The organism is Streptomyces sp. NPDC048441 (assembly GCF_043200235.1).
Lineage (GTDB): Bacteria > Actinomycetota > Actinomycetes > Streptomycetales > Streptomycetaceae > Streptomyces.
The window spans coordinates 698,857-717,774 of record NZ_JBICXM010000002.1 but is presented as its reverse complement, the minus strand read 5'-3'; the positions used below and the strand labels follow the sequence as shown (position 1 = coordinate 717,774).

Here is an 18,918-nt window from a genome sequence, read left to right as displayed (position 1 = left end):
CTGACCAGGCCGCTCAACCAACGGCCCGGCAGGGGCCATCGCATTGCATTACTGAACACGGGGGTGTTCATCTTGACCGACATCATCGAGCGCATCACAGACCGTCTGACGGGCGCGGAGGGGGAAGCGGGCACGACGCCCGCCGATGGGGAGTTGGCGCCGTACGTGACGCCGCTGCCGGTTCCGCCCGTCCTGCGGCCGGACTCCGTCGACGTACGCGAAGAGGCCGAAGCGCCCGCGGAGACCGAGATCGCCCTGCGCCCGGCCTGGATCCGGCTGCACCCGCAGCTGCCGCCGACCTTGATGTGGGGTTACGACGGCTGCGTGCCGGGCCCGACGATCGAGGTGCGGCGGGGGCGGCGCATCCGGATCGCGTGGACCAACCGCATCCCGAAGGGCAGCGAGTATCCCGTCACTTCAGTAGAGGTGCCGCAGTCCGACCCGCGTCCGAGCACGCTCCCGGGGCGCGGGGGCGCCGAGCCGAACAAGGACGTGGCCGCGCTCCCGGCCTGGTCGGTGACGCATCTGCACGGCGCGCAGACCGGCGGGGGCAACGACGGGTGGGCGGACAACGCGGTGGGGTCCGGTGACGCACAGCTCGCCGAGTACCCGAACGACCACCAGGCGGTGCAGTACTGGTATCACGACCACGCCATGAACATCACCCGCTGGAACGTCCAGGCGGGTCTGTACGGCACGTACCTCGTCAGGGACGACGAGGAGGACGCGCTCCGCCTCCCCTCCGGGGAGCGGGAGATCCCGCTGCTGCTCGCCGACCGGAACCTGGACACGGACGAGGACGGGCGCCTGAACGGCCGCCTGCTGCACAAGGCAGTCGTCGTCCAGGCGAAGAACCCGGAGACGGGCAAGCCGGTCTCCGTGCCCTTCACCGGCCCGTACAGCACGGTCAACGGCCGCATCTGGCCGTTCGCGGACGTCGAAGCGGCCTGGCACCGCTTCCGTCTGGTGAACGCGTCGAACGCCCGTGTCTACGACCTCGTCCTGGTCGACGAGGACAACAACCCGGTGCCGGATGTCCTGCACCAGATCGGCAGCGACGGCGGCCTGCTGCCGCGCCCCGTGCCGATCGACTTCGACGAGTCGCTGCCCACGCTCACGGTCGCCCCGGCCGAGCGTATGGACCTGCTGATCGACTTCCGCGCTCTCGCCGGCCGGCGGGTGCGCCTGGTGAACAAGGGCAGCGGCCGGGCCCCCGGTGTGCCGGACCCGGCGAACGACGTGCGCTATCCCCAGGTGATGGAGTTCCGCGTGGGCGACGGAGAGGTCGATGACCCCTTCGTCCTCCCCGAGGTCCTTTCCGGCTCGTTCCGCCCGCTGAGCCATGACATCGAGCACGGCCACCGCCTGATCGTGCTCACCCCGCCCGCCACGAAGGGCGGCGGCGGTCACCCGGAGATCTGGGAGATGACCGAGGTCGAGGACGCGGGCGACGTCCTGATCCCGACCGAGGGGGTCATCCAGCTCCAGGGCGCGGACGGGAAGACCAAGACCTACCGCAGGACCGCCCGCACCTTCAACGACGGCCTGGGCTTCACCATCGCCGAGGGCAGCTACGAACAGTGGAGCTTCCTGAACCTCGCGGTGAACCCGATCGTGACCCACCCCATGCACATTCACCTGGCCGACTTCCAGCTCCTGGGCCGCGATGCCTACGACGCGTCAGGGTTCGACGTCACGGTGGGCGGCACCCTCGCCCCGATCACCTTCGACCCGAAGAAGGAGATCCCCCTGGCCCCGAACGAGCGCGGCTGGAAGGACGTCTTCCTGGTCCCCGGCGGTCAACTGCTTCGGGTGATGGGCAAGTTCGATGGTGCGTACGGCCGCTTCATGTACCACTGCCACCTCCTGGAGCACGAGGACATGGGCATGATGCGCCCCTTCGTGGTCATGCCGAAGGAGGCCCTGAAGTTCGACCACGGGGCGGGCCATGGGGGCCATGGGGACCATGACGGCGGTGGACACGAGGGAGGTCACGCGGCCTGACGGAGACCGGCCGCACGTTCTGACAGAGACCGGCCGCACATCTGGACGTCACTCTTTCGTGAATCGTCGCTCCGGGTCACGCCGGGTAGGGCTGTGGCCGGAGGCGAGCCATGGAACAGACTGCGTTGCGTCCCAAGCCGCTGCCGGGGCAGCAGCCCGGCAGCGGCGGCAAGTTCGGTATCGGCCGGAAGTTCGGTATCGGCCGGAAGTTCGGTGTCGGCCGGAAGTCCGGCACCGGGCGGAGGTTCGGCACCGGGCGGAAGGCAGCCGGTGCAGGCCGGGCAGCCGGCTCGGGTCACAGATCCGGAGCGGGGCACCGGCCGCACGCCGCCCGGCGGCGCGGGCGGCGGCTGATCACTCTGCTCCTCGGGCTGCTCTTCTCGGTCGCCCTTGTGCTGGTCGGGGTGGGGCTCGGCACGGTCAGCGCCACCGTCATCGGCATGAGCAAGCTCGCCGATATGCAGAAGGCGGCAGGGGCGGGACCCAAGCCCGCCACCCCGCCGAAGCCGCCGCGGAAGCAGCCGGGCAGGGAACCGAGCACGGAGCCGACCAAGAGGCCGGAGAAGGTGCCGGAGAAGGCAGGCAAGGCCGCCGAGGGCGGGGCGCGTCCCACCCTCGGCGTGGAGGCCGTGGACGCCCCCGGCGGCGCCGGAGCCCTGCTCGTCGGCGTGCACAGTCCGGGCCCCGGCTACACGGCGGGTCTCGTACGCGGCGACGTACTGCTCGCCTTCGGCAAGCACCGCATCGGCTCGGCCAAGGCCCTGGCGGCGGTGGTCGCCGCGGCGGATCCGGGCAGGAACGTCACCGTGACCGTCCGCCACACGAACGGAGTGCGGCAGTCCCTGTCGGTGACGTCGGGCTTCGTGACATGACATGGGCCGGGCTTCGTGACATGAAATGAAACGACTCGCGAGCGCGCGCCCGCGCGGGCAGGATCGGCACCAGGACTGCGCCGTACGCGCAGGAACGAGCAGCGAGCAGCCCCTGGAGGCCCGACATGACCGGCATACCCGCGCCCTTCACCGCCGACGACTACAAGGCCCGCATGGACCGCGCCGCGTCCGCCGCGGCGGACGCGGGGCTCGCCGGACTGCTCGTCGCACCCGGCCCCGACCTGGTCTGGCTCACCGGCTATCAGCCGGTCGCCACCGAGCGCCTCACCGTGCTGGTCCTCGCGGCGGGGCAGGAGCCGGTGCTCGTGGTGCCCACCCTGGAGGCCCCGGACGCGGAACGGTCGGCGGGCGCGAGCGCACTCTCCCTGCGCGACTGGACCGACGGCAAGAATCCGTACGCCACGACCGCACCGCTCCTGGACGTCGACGGCCGCTTCGGGATCAGCGACAACTCGTGGGCGATGCATCTCCTGGGCTTTCAGCAGGAGCTGCCGAGCACCTCCTACGTGTCCCTCACCGAGGCCCTGCCCATGCTCCGTGCCGTCAAGGACGCCGCGGAGCTTGAGCGCCTCACGGCGGCCGGTGCCGCTGCTGACTCAACGTACGAAGAGATCAAGAAGGTTCCCTTCGCGGGCCGCAAGGAGACCGAGGTCGCCGCCGATCTCGACGGTCTGCTGCGGAAGTTCGGGCACACGCAGGTCGACTTCACCATCGTCGGATCCGGCCCGAACGGCGCCAACCCGCATCACGAGGCGGGCGACCGCGTCATCGAGAACGGCGACATGGTCGTTCTCGACTTCGGTGGCCTGCTGTACGGCTACGGCTCGGACACCTCGCGCACCGTCCACGTGGGCGAGCCGAGCGCGGAGGAGCAGCGGGTCCACGACATCGTGCGCGAGGCGCAGGAGGCCGGCTGCCGCGCGGTGCGGCCCGGCGCCTCCTGCCAGGAGATCGACAGGGCGGCGCGTGCGGTGATCACCGATGCCGGGTACGGCGAGTACTTCATCCACCGCACCGGGCACGGCATCGGCGTCACCACCCATGAGCCGCCCTACATGATCGAGGGCGAGGCACTGCCGCTCGTGCCCGGAATGTGCTTCTCCGTGGAGCCCGGCATCTATCTGCCGGGCCGCTTCGGCGTGCGCATCGAGGACATAGTGACGGTCACCGATGGCGGCGTACGGCGCCTCAACACCACGCCGCGCGAGCTGGCGATCGTCAACTGACCCCGGCCGTCCGCCTGCTCATGGCATCGCGAGCACCACGCACGACTCGGCGGGCAGCCGAAGGACGCCGTCCGCGCCGGGCGCCGTGACCGGCTCCCACGCCGCGACGACCCGTGCGCCCCGGCCGCCCACGGGGATGTCGGCCGCCTCCTTGCCGAGGTTCACGGCGATCCGGAGATCACCGCGCCGGACCGCGAACCAGCGGTCCTGTTCGTCGTAGGCGACCCGGAGCGCCGCCAGATCGGGGTCGAGGAGGTCGACGCGGGCGTGGCGCAGGGCGATCAGTTCGCGGTACCAGGCCAGTACGCGCGCGTGGGGGTCGGTCAGGGGCTCGGCCCAGTCGAGACAGGAACGGGTCCTGGTGGCTGGGTCCTGCGGATCGGGGATGTCCTCCTCGGCCCAGCCGTGCGCCGCGAACTCCCGCCGTCTGCCCCGGCGTACGGCATCGGCGAGCTCGGTGTCGGTGTGGTCGGTGAAGAACTGCCAGGGCGTGGCCGCGCCCCACTCCTCGCCCATGAACAGCATCGGCGTGAAAGGCCCGGTGAGGGTGAGCGCGGCCGCGCAGGCGAGCAGGCCGGGGGAGAGGGTGGCGGAGAGCCGGTCTCCCTGGGCGCGATTGCCCACCTGGTCGTGGGTCTGCGTATAGCCGAGGAAGCGGTACGCGGGCGTCCGCGCGCGGTCCACGGGGCGGCCGTGCCGTCGCCCCCGGAAGGTCGAGTACGTACCGTCGTGGAAGAAGCCGCCCGTCAGCGTCTTGGCGAGTGCGGCGAAGGGAGCGCGGGCGAAGTCTTCGTAGTAGCCGTGCGATTCGCCGGTGAGCGCCGTGTGCAGGGCGTGGTGGAAGTCGTCGTTCCACTGCGCGTGTACGCCGAGCCCGCTCTCCGCGCGCGGGGTGACGACCCGCGGATCGCCCTGGTCGGACTCGGCGATCAGCGAGAGTGGCCTGTCGATTTCTACGGCCAGCTCGTCCACGGCGGCCGAGAGCTCCTCCAGGAAGTGGCACGCGCGCGTGTCCCGCAGCGCGTGCACCGCGTCCAGGCGGAGGCCGTCCAGGTGGTAGTCGCGCAGCCAGGCGAGAGCGCTGCCGATCAGATAGGCGCGCACCTCGTCCGAGCCGGGGGCGTCCAGATTGACCGCCGCGCCCCACGGAGTGTGATGGGTCTCCGTGAAGTAGGGCCCGAACGCGGGCAGATGGTTGCCGGAAGGGCCGAGGTGGTTGTGGACCACGTCGAGCACGACGCCGATGCCGTGCGCGTGCGCGGCATCGACAAATCGCTTCAACGCCTCAGGACCGCCGTACGGCTCGTGCACGGCCCACAGGGAGACACCCTCGTACCCCCATCCGTGCTGACCGGGGAACGGGCAGAGCGGCATCAGCTCCACATGGGTGACGCCCAGTTCGGCGAGGTGCCCGAGCCGCCCCGCCGCCGAGTCGAGCGTGCCGTCCGGTGTGTACGTCCCCACGTGCAGCTCGTACAGGACCGCGTCCCGCACCCCGCGCCCCGACCAGGGCGCGCGCCAGGCGTACCGCTCGTGGTCGACGACGGCACTGAGGCCGTCGGGGCCGTCGGGCTGGCGCCGTGAGCGGGGATCGGGCAGCACGGGGCCGTCGTCGAGCGCGAAGCCGTATCGCGCCCCGTCCTCCGCCGCGGCCTCCGCCCGCCACCACCCGGACCGGTCCTCGGCGCGCTCGAGCGCGCGCGTGGTGCCCTCGCACACCAACGCGACCTGCTCGGCCTCCGGTGCCCATACCGCGAACTCCATCGACAGTTCCCCCTCGTCTGCCATCCGGCCTGCCTGCCGTCGGATAACCGATATCCGACAGATGATGCCCGTCCATCGTGCTGCAGAAGTGATCGTCCCGCGGTCGTTCGCCGTTTTCTGGACACGTCGGCCGGGCTGCCCGACAATCACGAGGGTGACGTCGTCCTTTGAGATCCACACGTACCCCGCGCGGCTGACCGATGCCGAGCGCGACAGGGCGCTGAAGGTGCTCAGGGAGGGCGCTGCCCTCGGGAAGCTCTCGCACGACACGTTCGTACGGCGCATGGAGCTGGCGCTCGCCGCTCGTCAGCCCGACGAACTCGCGGCGCTCACCGCCGATCTGCGGACCGAGGGACGTCTCTCGCGGGCGGTGTTCGGCACCGTCGGCGCGGTCTCCGGGTTCACGGTCCGGCTGCGCAGGGCCTGGCAGGCGGAGCGGCTGCCGAAGCTGCTCCTTCCGGTGCCGGCGAACCCGTACCCCCTGCGGATCGGCCGCGACCCGGCGAACGGGCTCCGGCTCAGCCACGAGACGGTCTCCCGGGTGCACGCCGAGCTGAGCAGGCAGGGCGGCCTGTGGGTGGTGCGTGACCTCGGGTCGACCAACGGCACGTCCGTGAACGGCCGGAGGGTGATCGGCGCGGCCGTCGTCCAGGACGGCGATCAGGTGAGCTTCGGGACGATGGTGTTCCGGCTCGCCGCTTCGTGAGGCTGCCCCTAGAGCCTGTCCACGCGAAGCTGCCGCTAGAGCCTGTCCACGCGCGCGTGGCGCGCCGCCGCGACCGTCGTCCGTGACTGGTGTTCGACCTGGTCGTCGAGGGGCACCCAGCGCGCCCTGAACCGCTCGGCGAACGTGTCGCTCCAGTGCGTGACGAGCCGCTCGAGCCGGGGCGCCGCCGGGTCGCCCGACGCGTCGAGGACCCGCAGCAGCATCGCGGCCGCCCGCAGCGGAAGGCGCCGCCCGAAGGCGTCGACGCTGCCGATGTACGCCATCGATGTCCCGGCGGGCGGCAGCCTGGCCCAGTCGTCGGCCAGGCCGGGCACCAGGTCGAGGGCCCAGCGCGCCGCGCGGAGCAGCGGCCCTCGCGCCTCGGGGAGTCTGGGCAGCGCCTCGCTGAGGATGTCCTCGACCAGGCCCGCGTCATGGCGCAGCCGCCGCGAGAAGCCGCGCAGCGCGAGCACCGGGGCGGGATGGGGAGCGGCGTCGTCCACGAGGTCGCTCGCCCACATCGGCACCTCGACGATGGCGGTCAGGCCGCCGTACCGGTGGGCGTGGTGCCAGGTGGTGTGCCGGGCGTCCTCGGGGAGGCTCGGGTAGGCGGCCGCCGAGCCGGGGCCCGGCAGCACATGCACCCCCGGCCCCGACACGGGCCAGCCCGCGGCGTCCGACGCCCCCGTCTCGACCGGGATGTGCAGCTCCGCCGCGGACTTCGCGAACGGCTCGGCGAGCCCCGGGATGTCCCGCGTCAACTGCACCCAGCTGCCGCCGAGGTCGGTGCAGTGCAGGGACACCTGCAAGTAGGGCCGCAGTTCGTCGATGACGCCGGTCAGGGCGCGGGTCTCGGGCGGCAGCCGGTCGGGCGGCAGCACGGAGGGGGACCACTCCGGCTGTTCGGGGCCCGCGGGGCGGAAGAAGTGCCGGTGGTAGTCCAGGAGGGTGCTCGGGGCGGGCGTGCGGTGCAGGTTCGCGCCGTCCGGGTCGGCGCAGAGCAGGAAGTGCCAGGAGGTGTCGGCGCGCAGGTCCTCGTCCCGCAGGGCCCACTCCGCGAGGTGGAGCAGTGTCGAGCCGCCGGTGGGTTCGTTCGAGTGCGCGCCCGCGACGACCAGGACGGCGCGGGGAGAACGGCCGACGGACAACAGGTGCAGGGGCCGCCCCGCACGCGATCTGCCCACCTGGCGCAGGATGCTGAGACCGGGACGGTGTGCCGCCAACTCCCTGGCGGACAAGACGAGTTCGGCCACATTGGGATAGCGCTGCTCCGCCAGTTGACTCACCCCCGTCGTGTCCGCTGAACGCAATCCGCAGTACGCCACGCGGTCGGGTGGGTGTCAAGCGTGTGGCCCAAGGGATGTCATCCCATAGGGGGCTCCGGCGGCTATGTCACCCGAATGGGTGTACGGGAGCTGCGTCAGCCGCCTCCCGGTGATCCCCTGAAATTCCTCCGCACGGCCACCCGCCGCGCTGAATCCAGGCGGGAGCCCGGCGTTGCTGTGTCTTTCCGGACTGACCGACATATCCGTGGCGACTGGCATGTCCGCGGCGACTGGCATGTCCGTAGCGGGGGCGCCCGTCATGGGTGCGCCCACCCCCACCCCCGCGCCGAGCCTCCTGGCCCCCGGCGTGGCACGTGACCCGTACCCGCTCTACCGCATCCTCCGTGAGGACTTCCCCCTCGTCCGTGACGAGCCGCTGGGTGCCTGGCTGGTCAGTCGGTACGCGGATGTGCGGGCCGTGCTCGGTGATGCGCGGCTCGTTCCGGGGGAGCCGGGTCCAGGACCGGCGCACCGGGCGCTCGTCGAGCCTTCGCTGCGGGCCGCCGCCGAGCGCACCGCCTACGTCCTCGCCCGGCGCATCGCGGGGCGGCACGAGGTCGATCTCGTCGCCGAGTTCAGCGGGTGGCTGCCCGCGGCGGCCGCCGTCGCCGCGCTCGGACTGCCCTTCGACGATGCCGCGCGCGTGCAGGAGTGGTGCCGCACGGGGCGCACTCGTCTGGGCGGCTCCCACCCGGAGTTGGCGGGGGTGCTGCGGCCCCTGATCGGGCGGCGCCGCGCACATCCCGGTACGGACCTGCTCTCCGTGCTGTGCGGCACCCGCGTGCACGGGCGGCCACTCTCCGACGAGGCCGTCACCGGCCTCGTGGGCACGCTCCTCGGTGGCGGCGGCGAGGCCACCGCCCACGCCCTCGCCGCCTTCCTCGCCAACCTCCTCGACCACCCCGCTCAGCTGGACCTCCTGCGCACGCGTCCGGGGCTGATACCCGCCGCCTGGGCGGAGTCCCTGCGCCGTGATCCGCCCACCCCCATCGTGCTGCGCCGCGCGACCGCGCCGGTCACCCTGGGCGCCGCCACGCTGCCCGTGGGAGCCGTCGTGGCCTGCCTCATCGGCTCCGCGGGGCGTGACCCGTACCGCTTCGCCGACCCCGACCGCTACGACATCTTCCGCGCGGACCCCGCGCACCTCGCGTTCGGTGCCGGCGGACACTTCCGGCTGGGCGCCGCCCTGGCCGGGCTCGCGGCCGAACTCGGTCTGCGGGCCCTGCTCGACGCCATGCCGGGCCTGCGCTGGGCGCCCGGCTTCAGGCCCGCGCCCCGGGGCCTGATCGCGCGGGCGCCGCGCGTGCTACGTGTCCGCCTCCGCTGACACCCGCTCAAGAAGCACCACCGGCAGCTCCCCGAAAAGCTCCGCCACGCGCGCGTGGCCCGTGAACTCCCGCCCCGGAGTGAGCAGATCCACCCACCGCCCCTCCGGAAGCTCCAGCTCCGTCGTGCGCCAGCCACCCGCGTCGGCGAGGCGCAAGGAGAGCCGGGTCACCGCCGAAAGCACCTCTCCGGAGCGCGTGAACGCCACGCAGTGCGCCGCGCCCGGACCCCGAGCCCTCAGCGGCTCGTACGCCGCGGCGCCACCGAAGAGCTCCGGGCGCCGCCTCCGCAGCCGCAGCGCTGCGGAGGTGAGCGCCAGCTTCTCCTCGGAGAGGTCCCAGCGGTCACGGTGCTGCTCCAGGTACTCCAGGACATGCGGCTCGAACCGCACGGGCCGCCGGTTGTCCGGGTCCACCAGGGCCCGGTACTCGCCCTCCGTGCCCTGGTAGAGATCAGGCACCCCGGGCATGGTGAGCTGGAGCAGCGTGGCCCCGAGGATGTTCGCCCGCACGTGGGGGCGAAGGCCGCCCGCGAACTCCGCGACCGTGTAGAGCGGCGGTCCGCAAGGGCCCGCCTCCACGAACGCCGTCACGGCCTTCTCGTACGCCTCGTTCGGCTCGGTCCAGCTCGTGTGCAGGCCCGCCTCGCGCACGTGCTTGAGCAGGGCCTTCTGGAGGCGTTCGTCGTAGGGGAAGCCGAAGCCGACGGCGGTCTGCCAGGCCGCCCACGCCAGTTGGGGATCCGGCGCGCTCGTACCGCCCACGCGCGCGGTCTGCTCGGTCACGTCGACAAGCAGGTCGGCCCACCGCTGTGGGCACTGGGTGAGGACGGCGATCCCGGCCCGCACATCGGCGCTGCGTTTCGTGTCGTGCGTGGTGAGCACCGTCCCCGCGTACGGCCAATCGCGCTGCACGCGCGCGCAGTAGGCGTGGAAGGCCTCGGGAGCCACCGCGGGACGCTCGGGCGAGCCGCCCACCTCGGCCGCCGACAGCAGCGGCGCGTGCCGGTAGAACGCGGTGTCCTCGACCGCCTTGGCCCGCAGCGCCGACGACGTCTGCGCGAACCGCGCACGGAAGGAGTCGAGCCCTGGCCCCGACCCGATGCGCCCGAGGAGCAGGTCCCGTACGACATCGACCGCCTCGGCCTCCTCCCGCACCGCGAAGGCCGCCTTGGCGTCGGCGGCGGCACCCATGGTGAGCACCGATGCGGGTTCGGCGCCCCCGGAGACGTACGGCCGGTACACCGGAAGCCGTACGAGGAGCTCCAGGAGCGCGGTACGCAGCGCCCACGGAGCGTGGTCGCGCAGCGCCGGGTCCGGCGCGCAGAGCGTGACCGCCTCGCGCGTGAGGCGGTCGGTCTCGGTGGCCAGCTCATGAGTGAGCACCTTGTACGCGGCGCGCCGTACCGTCGACTCCCAGTCACCGCCCCGGTCCACCGCGGACGCCGTGAACCTCCGGTACTGGCCGAGGAGTTCGCCCGCTCCCGCCGGGTCGGTGAAGAGGCCGTCGAGGTGGCGCAGCGAGTCGTATCCGGTGGTGCCCGCGACGGGCCACGCGGCGGGCAGCTGCTCCCCGTCGGTGAGGATCTTCTCGACGACCGTCCAGCGCCCGCGGGTGGCCTCCTGGAGCCGCTGGAGGTAGGCCCCGGGGTCCGCGAGCCCGTCGGGGTGGTCGATCCGAAGCCCCTCCACGACCTCGTCCCGAAGGAGTTCGAGGATCTTCGCGTGGGTGGCGTCGAAGACCTCCGGGTGCTCGACGCGTACGCCGATGAGGTCCGAAATGGTGAAGAAGCGCCGGTAGTTGAGCTCGGTGCGGGCGAGCCGCCACCACCCGAGGCGGTACCACTGGGCGTCGAGCAGCTGGGGCAGCGGCAGCTCCGCAGTGCCCTCACGGAGCGGGAAAGCATGTTCGTGGTAGCGCAATACCTCCCCGTCGACCCGCAGGCGCTCCAGCTCGTCCCCGAGCCCGCGTGCGAGGACCGGGAGCAGCACCTGTCCGCCGCCCGCGTCCCAGTCGATGTCGAACCACCGCGCGTACGGCGAATCGGCACCCTCCCGCAGCACCTCCCAGAGGGCGTGGTTGTGGCGCGGCGTCGCCGCCATGTGGTTCGGCACGATGTCCACGACCAGACCGAGCCCGTGCCCGCGCGCCGTGCGCGAGAGGGCCCGCAGCCCCTCCTCGCCGCCCAGCTCGCCCCGCACGCGCGCGTGGTCCACGACGTCATAGCCGTGCGTGGACCCAGGGACGGACTCCAGGACCGGCGACAGATGCAGATGCGAGACACCGAGCGAGGCCAGGTACGGGACGGCAGCCTCGGCGGCCGCGAACGGGAAATCGGGCTGGAGCTGCAGCCGGTAGGTGGCAGTGGGCGGTGGCGGAACCGCAGGCTCTGAGGGCTCTGGCGTCATGCGAACGTACGTACCCGCCCGGCGAGCTTTCGTCCCATCGACTCATGCGTATGTCCGTCGGAGCGTGGCTAGCTTTGGACGATGGCTGCGAAAGCACAGGTCGAACGGGACGAACAACAGGGCGAACAAGGGAGCGAAGGGGGAGCACGAGGTCTCCTGGACACCTACCGGCAAGTGATCGGACACACCGGAGCGGCCCTTCCGGTGATCTCGTTCCTCGGCAGGCTCCCTGTGGCCATGATCCAGTTCGGCAGTGTCCTCCTGGTGACCGAGACCAGTGGATCGCTCGCCACCGGAGGCGTCGTCGCCTGCGCGCTCGCGCTCGGCCAGGTGACCATGGGCCCGCTCGTCGGCCGCCTCGCGGACCGGCGCGGCCAGCGCTCCGTCGTCCTGGCCTTCTCGCTGCTCAACGCCGTGGCGATCACGGTGTACACGATCGGCGCACTCCTGGAGCTGCCCACGCCCGCGCTCGTCGTCCTCGCCGTGCTCGCCGGGGCGAGCATCCCGGGGATCGGCCCGCTGGCCCGTGCGCGCGCCGTCCCGCTGGTCCGCCGCGCGGGCGGGGACGACCGTCTGGTCAACACCGTGCTGTCCCTGGAGAGCACCATGGACGAGCTGTCCTTCGTGCTCGGCCCCGCCCTGGTGGGTCTCGCGGCCGTGGTGGTCCATCCGGCGTACGCCTTCGGGGCGGCCGCGCTTCTGGTCGCCGTCTGCGGTTCGGGCTTCGCGCTGCACCCCACGGGCCGGACGGTACGAGCGGAACCCGCGGATCCGGCACACCCACGCGGCGAGCGGGCACCCGACCGGGAACATCTTCCGCGCGCGGTCGTCGTCGTACGCGTCGGTCTCGTCTTCGTCGGCGTCCTGCTCGGCGCCTGTGGTGCCGGTATCACGGCCCTCACCGACGAGCTGGGGCAGCCCGGCCAGGCGGGCCTCGTCTACGCCGCCATGGGCGTCATGAGCGCCTTCGTGGGCCTCTCCATGGCGGCGCTGCCCGAGCGCTTCGGCCTGTACACGCGCTGGCGCGTGGCGACGGCCGCCGCGGCGCTGCTCTCGCTGCCGCTGGTGTGGACGGACAGCATGACGGGGCTCTACCTCGTGGTGACCGTGTTCGGCGCCATCTACGCGCCGAATCTGATCACTGGCTTCGCGCTGACCGAGCGCTCCTGTCCGCCGCGGCGCCTCGCCGAAGGCATGACGTTCGCCGCGAGCGCGTTCGTCGGCGGCCAGGCGGTCGCGCTGGCCGTGGCGGGCCGCCTGGCCGAGGCCCACGGCCCGGAGGCGGCCTTCGCCCTCGGCAGCGCGGCCGCCGCCGTCGCGTTCCTCGTCGCCCTCGTCGCACGCCCCGCGAAGGACGACGGTGCGAACGCCACCTCCCTGGTCACGCGGGGCGTTGCAGGACAGTGAGGCTCCGGTCGGCGAGCGTCAGGCGCTCGCCGGCCCGTGCCTTCGGACCCGTGCCCGGCGGCACCCCCTCCGCACGCGCGGTGTCGACGACCACCTGCCACTGGCGGCCGTGATTGACCGGAACGACGAACTCCAGTGGTTCCGCGGAGGCGTTGAACATCATCAGGAACGAGTCGTCGGCGATCCGCTCTCCGCGCGTGCCCGGCTCGGAGATCGCGTTGCCGTTCAGGAACACCGTCATCGCCCTTGCCTGCGACGCGTCCCAGTCCTCCGCCGCCATCTCCTCGCCCTCCGGCGTGAACCAGGCGATGTCGGAGAGTTCGTCGTGCGTGCCTTCGACAGGACGGCCGTGGAAGAACCGCCTCCTACGGAAGACGGGATGGTCGCGCCGCAGCCACGTCATCGCGCGCGTGAACTCAAGCTGCGTGCTCTCGCCCTCCGGCCAGCGCACCCAGGCCACTTCGTTGTCCTGGCAGTACGCGTTGTTGTTGCCTCCTTGCGTCCGCGCGAACTCGTCGCCGTGGCTGAGCATCGGGACGCCCTGGGAGAGCAGCAGCGTCGCGATGAAGTTGCGCATCTGCCGCTCGCGCAGCTCCAGGACGCCCGCGTCGTCCGTCTCGCCCTCCGTGCCGCAGTTCCAGGAGCGGTTGTGGCTCTCGCCGTCCTGGTTGCCCTCTCCGTTGGCGTCGTTGTGCTTGTCGTTGTACGCGACCAGGTCGTGCAGCGTGAATCCGTCGTGGCAGGTGGCGAAGTTGATGGAGGCCAGCGGGCGCCGCCCGTCGTCCTGGTAGAGGTCCGACGAACCCGTCAGCCGCGAGGCGAACTCCGCGAGCGTGCGCGGCTCACCGCGCCACATGTCCCGCACGGTGTCGCGGTACTTGCCGTTCCACTCCGTCCACATCGGCGGGAAGTTGCCCACCTGATAGCCGCCCTCGCCGACGTCCCACGGCTCGGCGATCAGCTTCACCTGGCTCACCACCGGGTCCTGCTGCACCAGATCGAAGAACGACGACAGCCGGTCGACCTCGTGGAACTGCCGCGCGAGCGTCGCCGCGAGGTCGAAGCGGAAGCCGTCCACATGCATGTCCGTGACCCAGTGCCGCAGCGAGTCCATGATCAGCTGGAGTACGTGCGGGGAGCGCATCAGGAGCGAATTGCCCGTCCCCGTAGTGTCTGTGTAGTAGCGCTGATCGTCCGCGAGCCGGTAGTACGAGGCGTTGTCCAGGCCCCTGAAGGAGAGCGTCGGGCCCAGGTGGTTGCCCTCGGCCGTGTGGTTGTAGACGACGTCGAGGATCACCTCGATGCCCGCCCCGTGCAGCGCCTTCACCGCCTGCTTGAACTCCAGGACCTGCTCGCCCCGGTCGCCCCAGGAGGCGTACGCGTTGTGGGGCGCGAAGAAGCCGATCGTGTTGTAGCCCCAGTAGTTGTTGAGATTCATGTCGACCAGACGGTGGTCGTTCACGAACTGGTGCACCGGCATCAGCTCGAGCGCTGTCACTCCCAGTCGCGTGAGGTGATCGAGGACCGCCGGATGCGCGAGCGCCGCGTACGTACCGCGCAACTCAGCGGGGAGATCCGGGTGTCGCATGGTCAGGCCCTTCACATGGGCCTCGTAGAGCACGGTTTCGTTGTACGGGGTGCGCGGCGGCCTGTCGTCACCCCAGTCGAAGTACGGATTGACCACCACGGACGTCATCATGTGCGGCGCCGAGTCCAGGTCGTTGCGCTTGTCGGGGGCGCCGAAGCGGTAGCCGTACACCTCCTCGCCCCAGTCGATCCGGCCGCTGACCGCGCGCGCGTACGGATCGAGCAGCAGCTTCGCGGAGTTGCAGCGGTGCCCGCGCGCGGGTCTGTACGGAGCATGCGCCCTGAAGCCGTACCGCTGGCCGGGCATCACGCCGGGCAGGTACGCGTGCCGCACGAACGCGTCGGACTCGCGCAGCTCGACGGCCGTCTCCGAGCCGTCGTCGTGCAGCAAACACAGCTCTACTCGTTCGGCGGCCTCGGAGAAGACCGCGAAGTTCGTTCCGGCGCCGTCGTACGTGGCACCCAGTGGATACGCCTGCCCTGGCCACACCTGCATGCATATGACTCTTCCACTACCGCCCCCTCGGCCCGGGGCCACTTTCGGCAGAGTCTCCCCGAAAGTGGGGCAACCACACGGGAGTTGAAGCCGTCTAACCGACCGACCACATACTCGGTATGCCCCTTCTTGGGGCTCGTGGGGGAAAAGGGGAGTAAGTGCGAGAGCTAGTCAGACGCCACCTGGGGAAGGTGGTGGCGGGCGCGGCAGTAGCCGTGGCCGCCACCGCTGTGTTGGTGGGCGTCACACTGCCGGGGGCGGGCGAGTCGGGGGACCGCCAGGCCAACGCGGCATCGGAGAAGCAGAACGCGATCGCGAAGGACGGCGTCGTCGAGGCCGCGCCCGACGAGGGGGAGAAGGGCATAGGCAGCGACCCGCTGACCGACGCCGAGATCGAGCGCGCCGAGAAGGCCTCGGTGACGGGCGCCTTGCGCTCGAGTGCCAGGGATGTCGAGGGCGACCGGGGCCCGCAGCTCCTGTCGACGAACCTCAGCGAGTCCGAGCCCACCGACGCGGGTGCCGCGGCCCCGCGCAGTGCGGAGGTCGTCTACTACGACTACAAGAAGGACGCGGTCATCACCAAGACGGTCAACGTGGAGACCGGCAAGGTGGAGAACACGAACACCACGCAGAACGTCCAGCCGCCGCCGAGCCAGGAAGAGCTCGCCGAGGGCGCCAGGCTGCTGATCGCCGACCCGCTCGGCAAGGGCCTGAAGCAGGACTTCAAGCACGCCACGGGCAAGGAACTGACCGGCCCGGGGCAGCTCCAGCTGAGCGGCATGGTCTTCCGCAAGGAGACCATCAAGAGCGTGCCGTCCGACCTCACCGAGTGCGGCAAGCACCGGTGCCTCCAGGTCGTCACCAAGGTCAAGAGCGGCCCGTGGATCGACACCCGGTCCCTCGTCGTCGATCTGAGCACCCGCTCCGTGGGCCGCCTCGGCTGATTCCGGCCGCCCGCGCACGACACCACACTTCTGCTTCTCCTCGTACGAGGGAGTTCACACCGCAATGCACGTCAACAGACTTTCGCGCGCCCGAAAGAAGGCCACCATGGCCTTCGCGGTCGCCGCACTGATCGGTGGCGCCGTCACCGTCGCATCCCCCGCATCGGCCACCCCCCAGGCGCCCAGCGCCCCGGCGGCGGCCGACTGCAGTGACGCCTACAAGATCGAGCAGACCGTCGACGGCGGCACGACCTGGCGCATGTGCTGGCACTACAACAGCCTTTCCGGCCTGGTCCTCGACAAGATCAGCTACCAGCCCAAGGACGAGCCGAAGCCGATACCCGTGCTGACCAGCGCCAAGCTTGCACAGGTCCACGTCCCCTACGACGACGGCGAGGCCGAGTACGACGACGTCACCGGCACCGACTTCGGCCAGGCCCTGCAGAACCTGAATCCCGGCGAGTGCCCCGGCGGCACCATCAAGACCGTGAAGGTCCCGCAGCGGGGCAACGTGAAGGGCCTGTGCACCACCACGCGCGCGCGTGGGCACGCGTACCGCCTCAACGACGACGAGAGCACCGGCGGTACCGGCAAGGTCTACAGCGCCCAGGGCAAGGACCTGCTCGTCTATACCGTGAACAAGGCCTCCTGGTACGAGTACATCACCGAGTGGCGGTTCTCCTCGGACGGCACCATCACCTCCCAGGTCGGCGCGACCGGCAGCCTCTCGCCGTACGACTACGACGGCGGCGACGGCCGCGGCTGGCCCATCGGCAAGGGCGACCAGGCCAAGGCCGACAGCCACGCCCACAACGTCTTCTGGCGGCTCAACTTCGGCCTGGACGGCTCCCCGAAGGCCAAGGTCGAGCAGTACGACTCCAAGGTGACCCCGCCGACGGGACAGGGCAGCCCGACGACGAAGACCACCCGCACCAAGGTCACCAAGGAGCTCGCCGGTGACCGTAAGGACATGCGCTGGTGGCGCGTGGTCAGCGGGGCAGGCAAGAACAAGGACGGCCACCCCCGTTCGTACGAGATCGTGCCCGGGGCCAGCAGCAAGCACGCCGGACGCCCCTTCACCAAGCACGACGTGTACTTCACCGAGTACAAGAAGTGCGAGCTGTACGCGAGCAACAACCCGGGGTGCCCCAACGGCACACCGAAGAGCGTCGACAAGTGGGTGAACGGTCAGTCCCTGACACACCCGGTCACCTGGGTCCACATCGGCTTCCACCACATCGCCCGTGACGAGGACCAGCAGCCCATGCCGGTCCACTGGCAGGGCTTCTCGCTGGCCGCGCGCGACGTGACCGCTATGAGTCCGCTCACTCCGCAGGACCTCGCCGACAAGAACGGCCAGCCCACGCCTACCGGTTGAGAATCCACCCTTGCCATCCGGCTGCACCGGCCGCCGCTCCCGGAGTACCCTTCCTTGATCATTGAACGGGGGAGTGCTCGGGGGAGCGGAAGGGGTGCGCTGGGTGAGCTCGGGAGGGCGGGAGCTCCCCCCTGGTGACGAGGGTCACGAGGGGGGTTCCGCGGACGGCCCGCCCGGAGCGGTGTCCTTGGCGCGGCCGATGGAGATGGGATCTCAGATCGGACCCGAACTGGACTGGGGCGCCGACGCCTGGCGCGAGGTGCGCACCCGCGCCCAGCGCGCCGGGCGGGCCTACATCTGGCTGAATCTCGTGGAGCAGCGGCTGCGCGCCGTCGTGGCCGCTGTGCTCCGCCCCATCTACGAACCCGTCCACGCCGACGACTGGGTGGTCGCCGCCGCGGGCCCCGCGGGGCAGGAGTGGGTCCAGCGGGCCGTCGCCGTACGGGAAGTGAGCCGCCGCAAGGGGTACTTGCTCGACCCGGCCGACGACAACGTCCTCAGCTTCCTCACGCTGCCCCAGCTCCGCGAGCTGATGGTGCAGCACTGGCCGTGCTTCGAGCCCTATTTCGACGACCGCCGGGACGTCGAACTCGCCCTGGACGAGCTGGAAGTCACCCGGAACGTCGTCTCCCGCAACCGCGCCCTGTCCACCGCGGTGCTCGCCCAGGCGGAGCGCGCTTCGGCGAAGCTCCTGGACATACTCGGCGCGGGCACCGACACGCCTTCCGCGCGCCGGTTGCCCGTCGACGCCGTCGAGTCCCTGGTCGGCGACCGGTACGCCGATGTGGTCGGCGTCCACTCGGACCGGGTGCGCCTGCTGCGGCAGTTCCCCGCGGAGGACATCTTCGGTGGGGCCCGCCGCCTCGACGCGATCGGGATCGGCCTGAACCTCCTGGTCCAGAACTTCTCCGGGCGCCGCCTGATCCGCCTCGCGGAGTCCGGGTGCCGGGTGCGGCTGCTCTTCCTCAACCCGGCGAGCAGTGCGGTCAAGCGCCGGGAGCGCGAACTGGGCCTGAAACGCGGTGAGCTGAGCCGCAGCGTCGAGATGAACATCCTGCACATGCGCCGGGTGCGGGCCCGCCTCCGCGATCCGGGCGCCTTCGAGATCCAGGTGTACGACGAGACGCCGCGCTTCACCGCGTATCTGGTCGACGGGGACGGCGCCGACGGCATCGCGGTCGTCCAGTCGTATCTGCGCAGGACGCGGGGGATGGAAGCGCCGGTGCTCGTGCTGCGGGGCGGCCGCCGGGTGGTGAAGGCGGACGAGCCGGACGAGAGCGGACTCTTCGAGACGTACCGGGAGGAGTTCGAACTGGCCTGGGCGGACTCGCGACCGGTCTCCTGAGCCGTCCGGGGAGCTGCCCGGGGAGCCACCCGAGGAGCCGCCCGAGGAGGCGCCCGAGACGGTAAGCGGAACGCGCACCTCGGATTGTCAGTGGCGCGTGGGATCGTGGT

13 protein-coding genes are annotated in these 18,918 nt (G+C 71.2%); 9 read left to right on the top strand and 4 right to left on the bottom strand.

Features of this window, described 5'->3' with window-relative positions; all coding sequences use genetic code 11:
- Nucleotides 1-72: 72 nt before the first annotated feature.
- The 3 genes from phsA to ACGFSB_RS07460 all read left to right on the top strand — a co-directional run bounded on the left by phsA (nucleotide 73) and on the right by ACGFSB_RS07460 (nucleotide 4,123).
- Nucleotides 73-2,004, top strand: coding sequence for an O-aminophenol oxidase PhsA (gene phsA / locus ACGFSB_RS07470; RefSeq protein ID WP_393395468.1), 1,932 nt, complete (start codon nucleotides 73-75; stop codon nucleotides 2,002-2,004).
- A 110-nt stretch (nucleotides 2,005-2,114) separates the two neighbouring features.
- Nucleotides 2,115-2,876, top strand: a complete 762-nt coding sequence (locus ACGFSB_RS07465) for a PDZ domain-containing protein (protein ID WP_393395465.1) — start codon at nucleotides 2,115-2,117, stop codon at nucleotides 2,874-2,876.
- Between the two features lie 125 nt (nucleotides 2,877-3,001).
- Entirely contained in the window at nucleotides 3,002-4,123 is a 1,122-nt protein-coding gene (locus ACGFSB_RS07460; protein ID WP_393395462.1) for a M24 family metallopeptidase, read from the top strand.
- 18 nt (nucleotides 4,124-4,141) lie between these two features.
- Here the strand turns inward: ACGFSB_RS07460 and treZ are convergent, their stop codons facing one another.
- Nucleotides 4,142-5,887 carry a malto-oligosyltrehalose trehalohydrolase gene (gene treZ / locus ACGFSB_RS07455; protein WP_393395829.1) on the bottom strand — a complete coding sequence of 582 codons (1,746 nt, stop codon included), beginning with the start codon at nucleotides 5,885-5,887 and terminating at the stop codon, nucleotides 4,142-4,144.
- A 154-nt stretch (nucleotides 5,888-6,041) separates the two neighbouring features.
- On the opposite strand from treZ, the gene ACGFSB_RS07450 reads away from it, so the two are divergent.
- Nucleotides 6,042-6,593 (top strand): FHA domain-containing protein, encoded by a 552-nt coding sequence (locus ACGFSB_RS07450; RefSeq protein WP_393395460.1) that lies wholly within the window; start codon nucleotides 6,042-6,044, stop codon nucleotides 6,591-6,593.
- Nucleotides 6,594-6,628: 35 nt separating this feature from the next.
- Here the strand turns inward: ACGFSB_RS07450 and ACGFSB_RS07445 are convergent, their stop codons facing one another.
- Entirely contained in the window at nucleotides 6,629-7,879 is a 1,251-nt protein-coding gene (locus ACGFSB_RS07445) for a M14 family zinc carboxypeptidase (RefSeq protein ID WP_393395457.1), read from the bottom strand.
- 256 nt (nucleotides 7,880-8,135) lie between these two features.
- Here ACGFSB_RS07445 and ACGFSB_RS07440 point away from each other — a divergent pair, with 256 nt between their 5' ends.
- On the top strand, nucleotides 8,136-9,245 hold the full coding sequence (locus ACGFSB_RS07440) for a cytochrome P450 (RefSeq protein WP_393395454.1): 1,110 nt from the start codon (nucleotides 8,136-8,138) through the stop codon (nucleotides 9,243-9,245).
- On the opposite strand, the gene treY is transcribed toward ACGFSB_RS07440, so the two are convergent.
- On the bottom strand, nucleotides 9,225-11,651 hold the full coding sequence (gene treY / locus ACGFSB_RS07435) for a malto-oligosyltrehalose synthase (RefSeq protein ID WP_393395451.1): 2,427 nt from the start codon (nucleotides 11,649-11,651) through the stop codon (nucleotides 9,225-9,227). The genes ACGFSB_RS07440 and treY overlap by 21 nt on opposite strands.
- Nucleotides 11,652-11,732: 81 nt before the next feature.
- On the opposite strand from treY, the gene ACGFSB_RS07430 reads away from it, so the two are divergent.
- Nucleotides 11,733-13,058 carry an MFS transporter gene (locus ACGFSB_RS07430; RefSeq protein WP_393395448.1) on the top strand — a complete coding sequence of 442 codons (1,326 nt, stop codon included), beginning with the start codon at nucleotides 11,733-11,735 and terminating at the stop codon, nucleotides 13,056-13,058.
- Here the strand turns inward: ACGFSB_RS07430 and glgX are convergent.
- Nucleotides 13,033-15,141 carry a glycogen debranching protein GlgX gene (glgX, locus tag ACGFSB_RS07425; protein ID WP_393395445.1) on the bottom strand — a complete coding sequence of 703 codons (2,109 nt, stop codon included), beginning with the start codon at nucleotides 15,139-15,141 and terminating at the stop codon, nucleotides 13,033-13,035. The two genes, ACGFSB_RS07430 and glgX, sit on opposite strands and share 26 nt — an antisense overlap.
- A 158-nt stretch (nucleotides 15,142-15,299) precedes the next feature.
- Here glgX and ACGFSB_RS07420 point away from each other — a divergent pair, with 158 nt between their 5' ends.
- The 3 genes from ACGFSB_RS07420 (at nucleotide 15,300) to ACGFSB_RS07410 (ending at nucleotide 18,808) form a co-directional block, all read left to right on the top strand.
- A complete protein-coding gene (locus ACGFSB_RS07420; protein ID WP_393395442.1) occupies nucleotides 15,300-16,085 on the top strand; it encodes a Tat pathway signal sequence domain protein in 786 nt (261 codons plus the stop codon).
- A gap of 64 nt (nucleotides 16,086-16,149) precedes the next feature.
- A complete protein-coding gene (locus tag ACGFSB_RS07415; RefSeq protein WP_393395439.1) occupies nucleotides 16,150-17,463 on the top strand; it encodes a copper amine oxidase in 1,314 nt (437 codons plus the stop codon).
- A gap of 103 nt (nucleotides 17,464-17,566) precedes the next feature.
- Complete coding sequence (locus tag ACGFSB_RS07410; protein WP_393395437.1) at nucleotides 17,567-18,808, top strand: SAV2148 family HEPN domain-containing protein; 1,242 nt, start codon at nucleotides 17,567-17,569, stop codon at nucleotides 18,806-18,808.
- Nucleotides 18,809-18,918 lie beyond the last annotated feature (110 nt).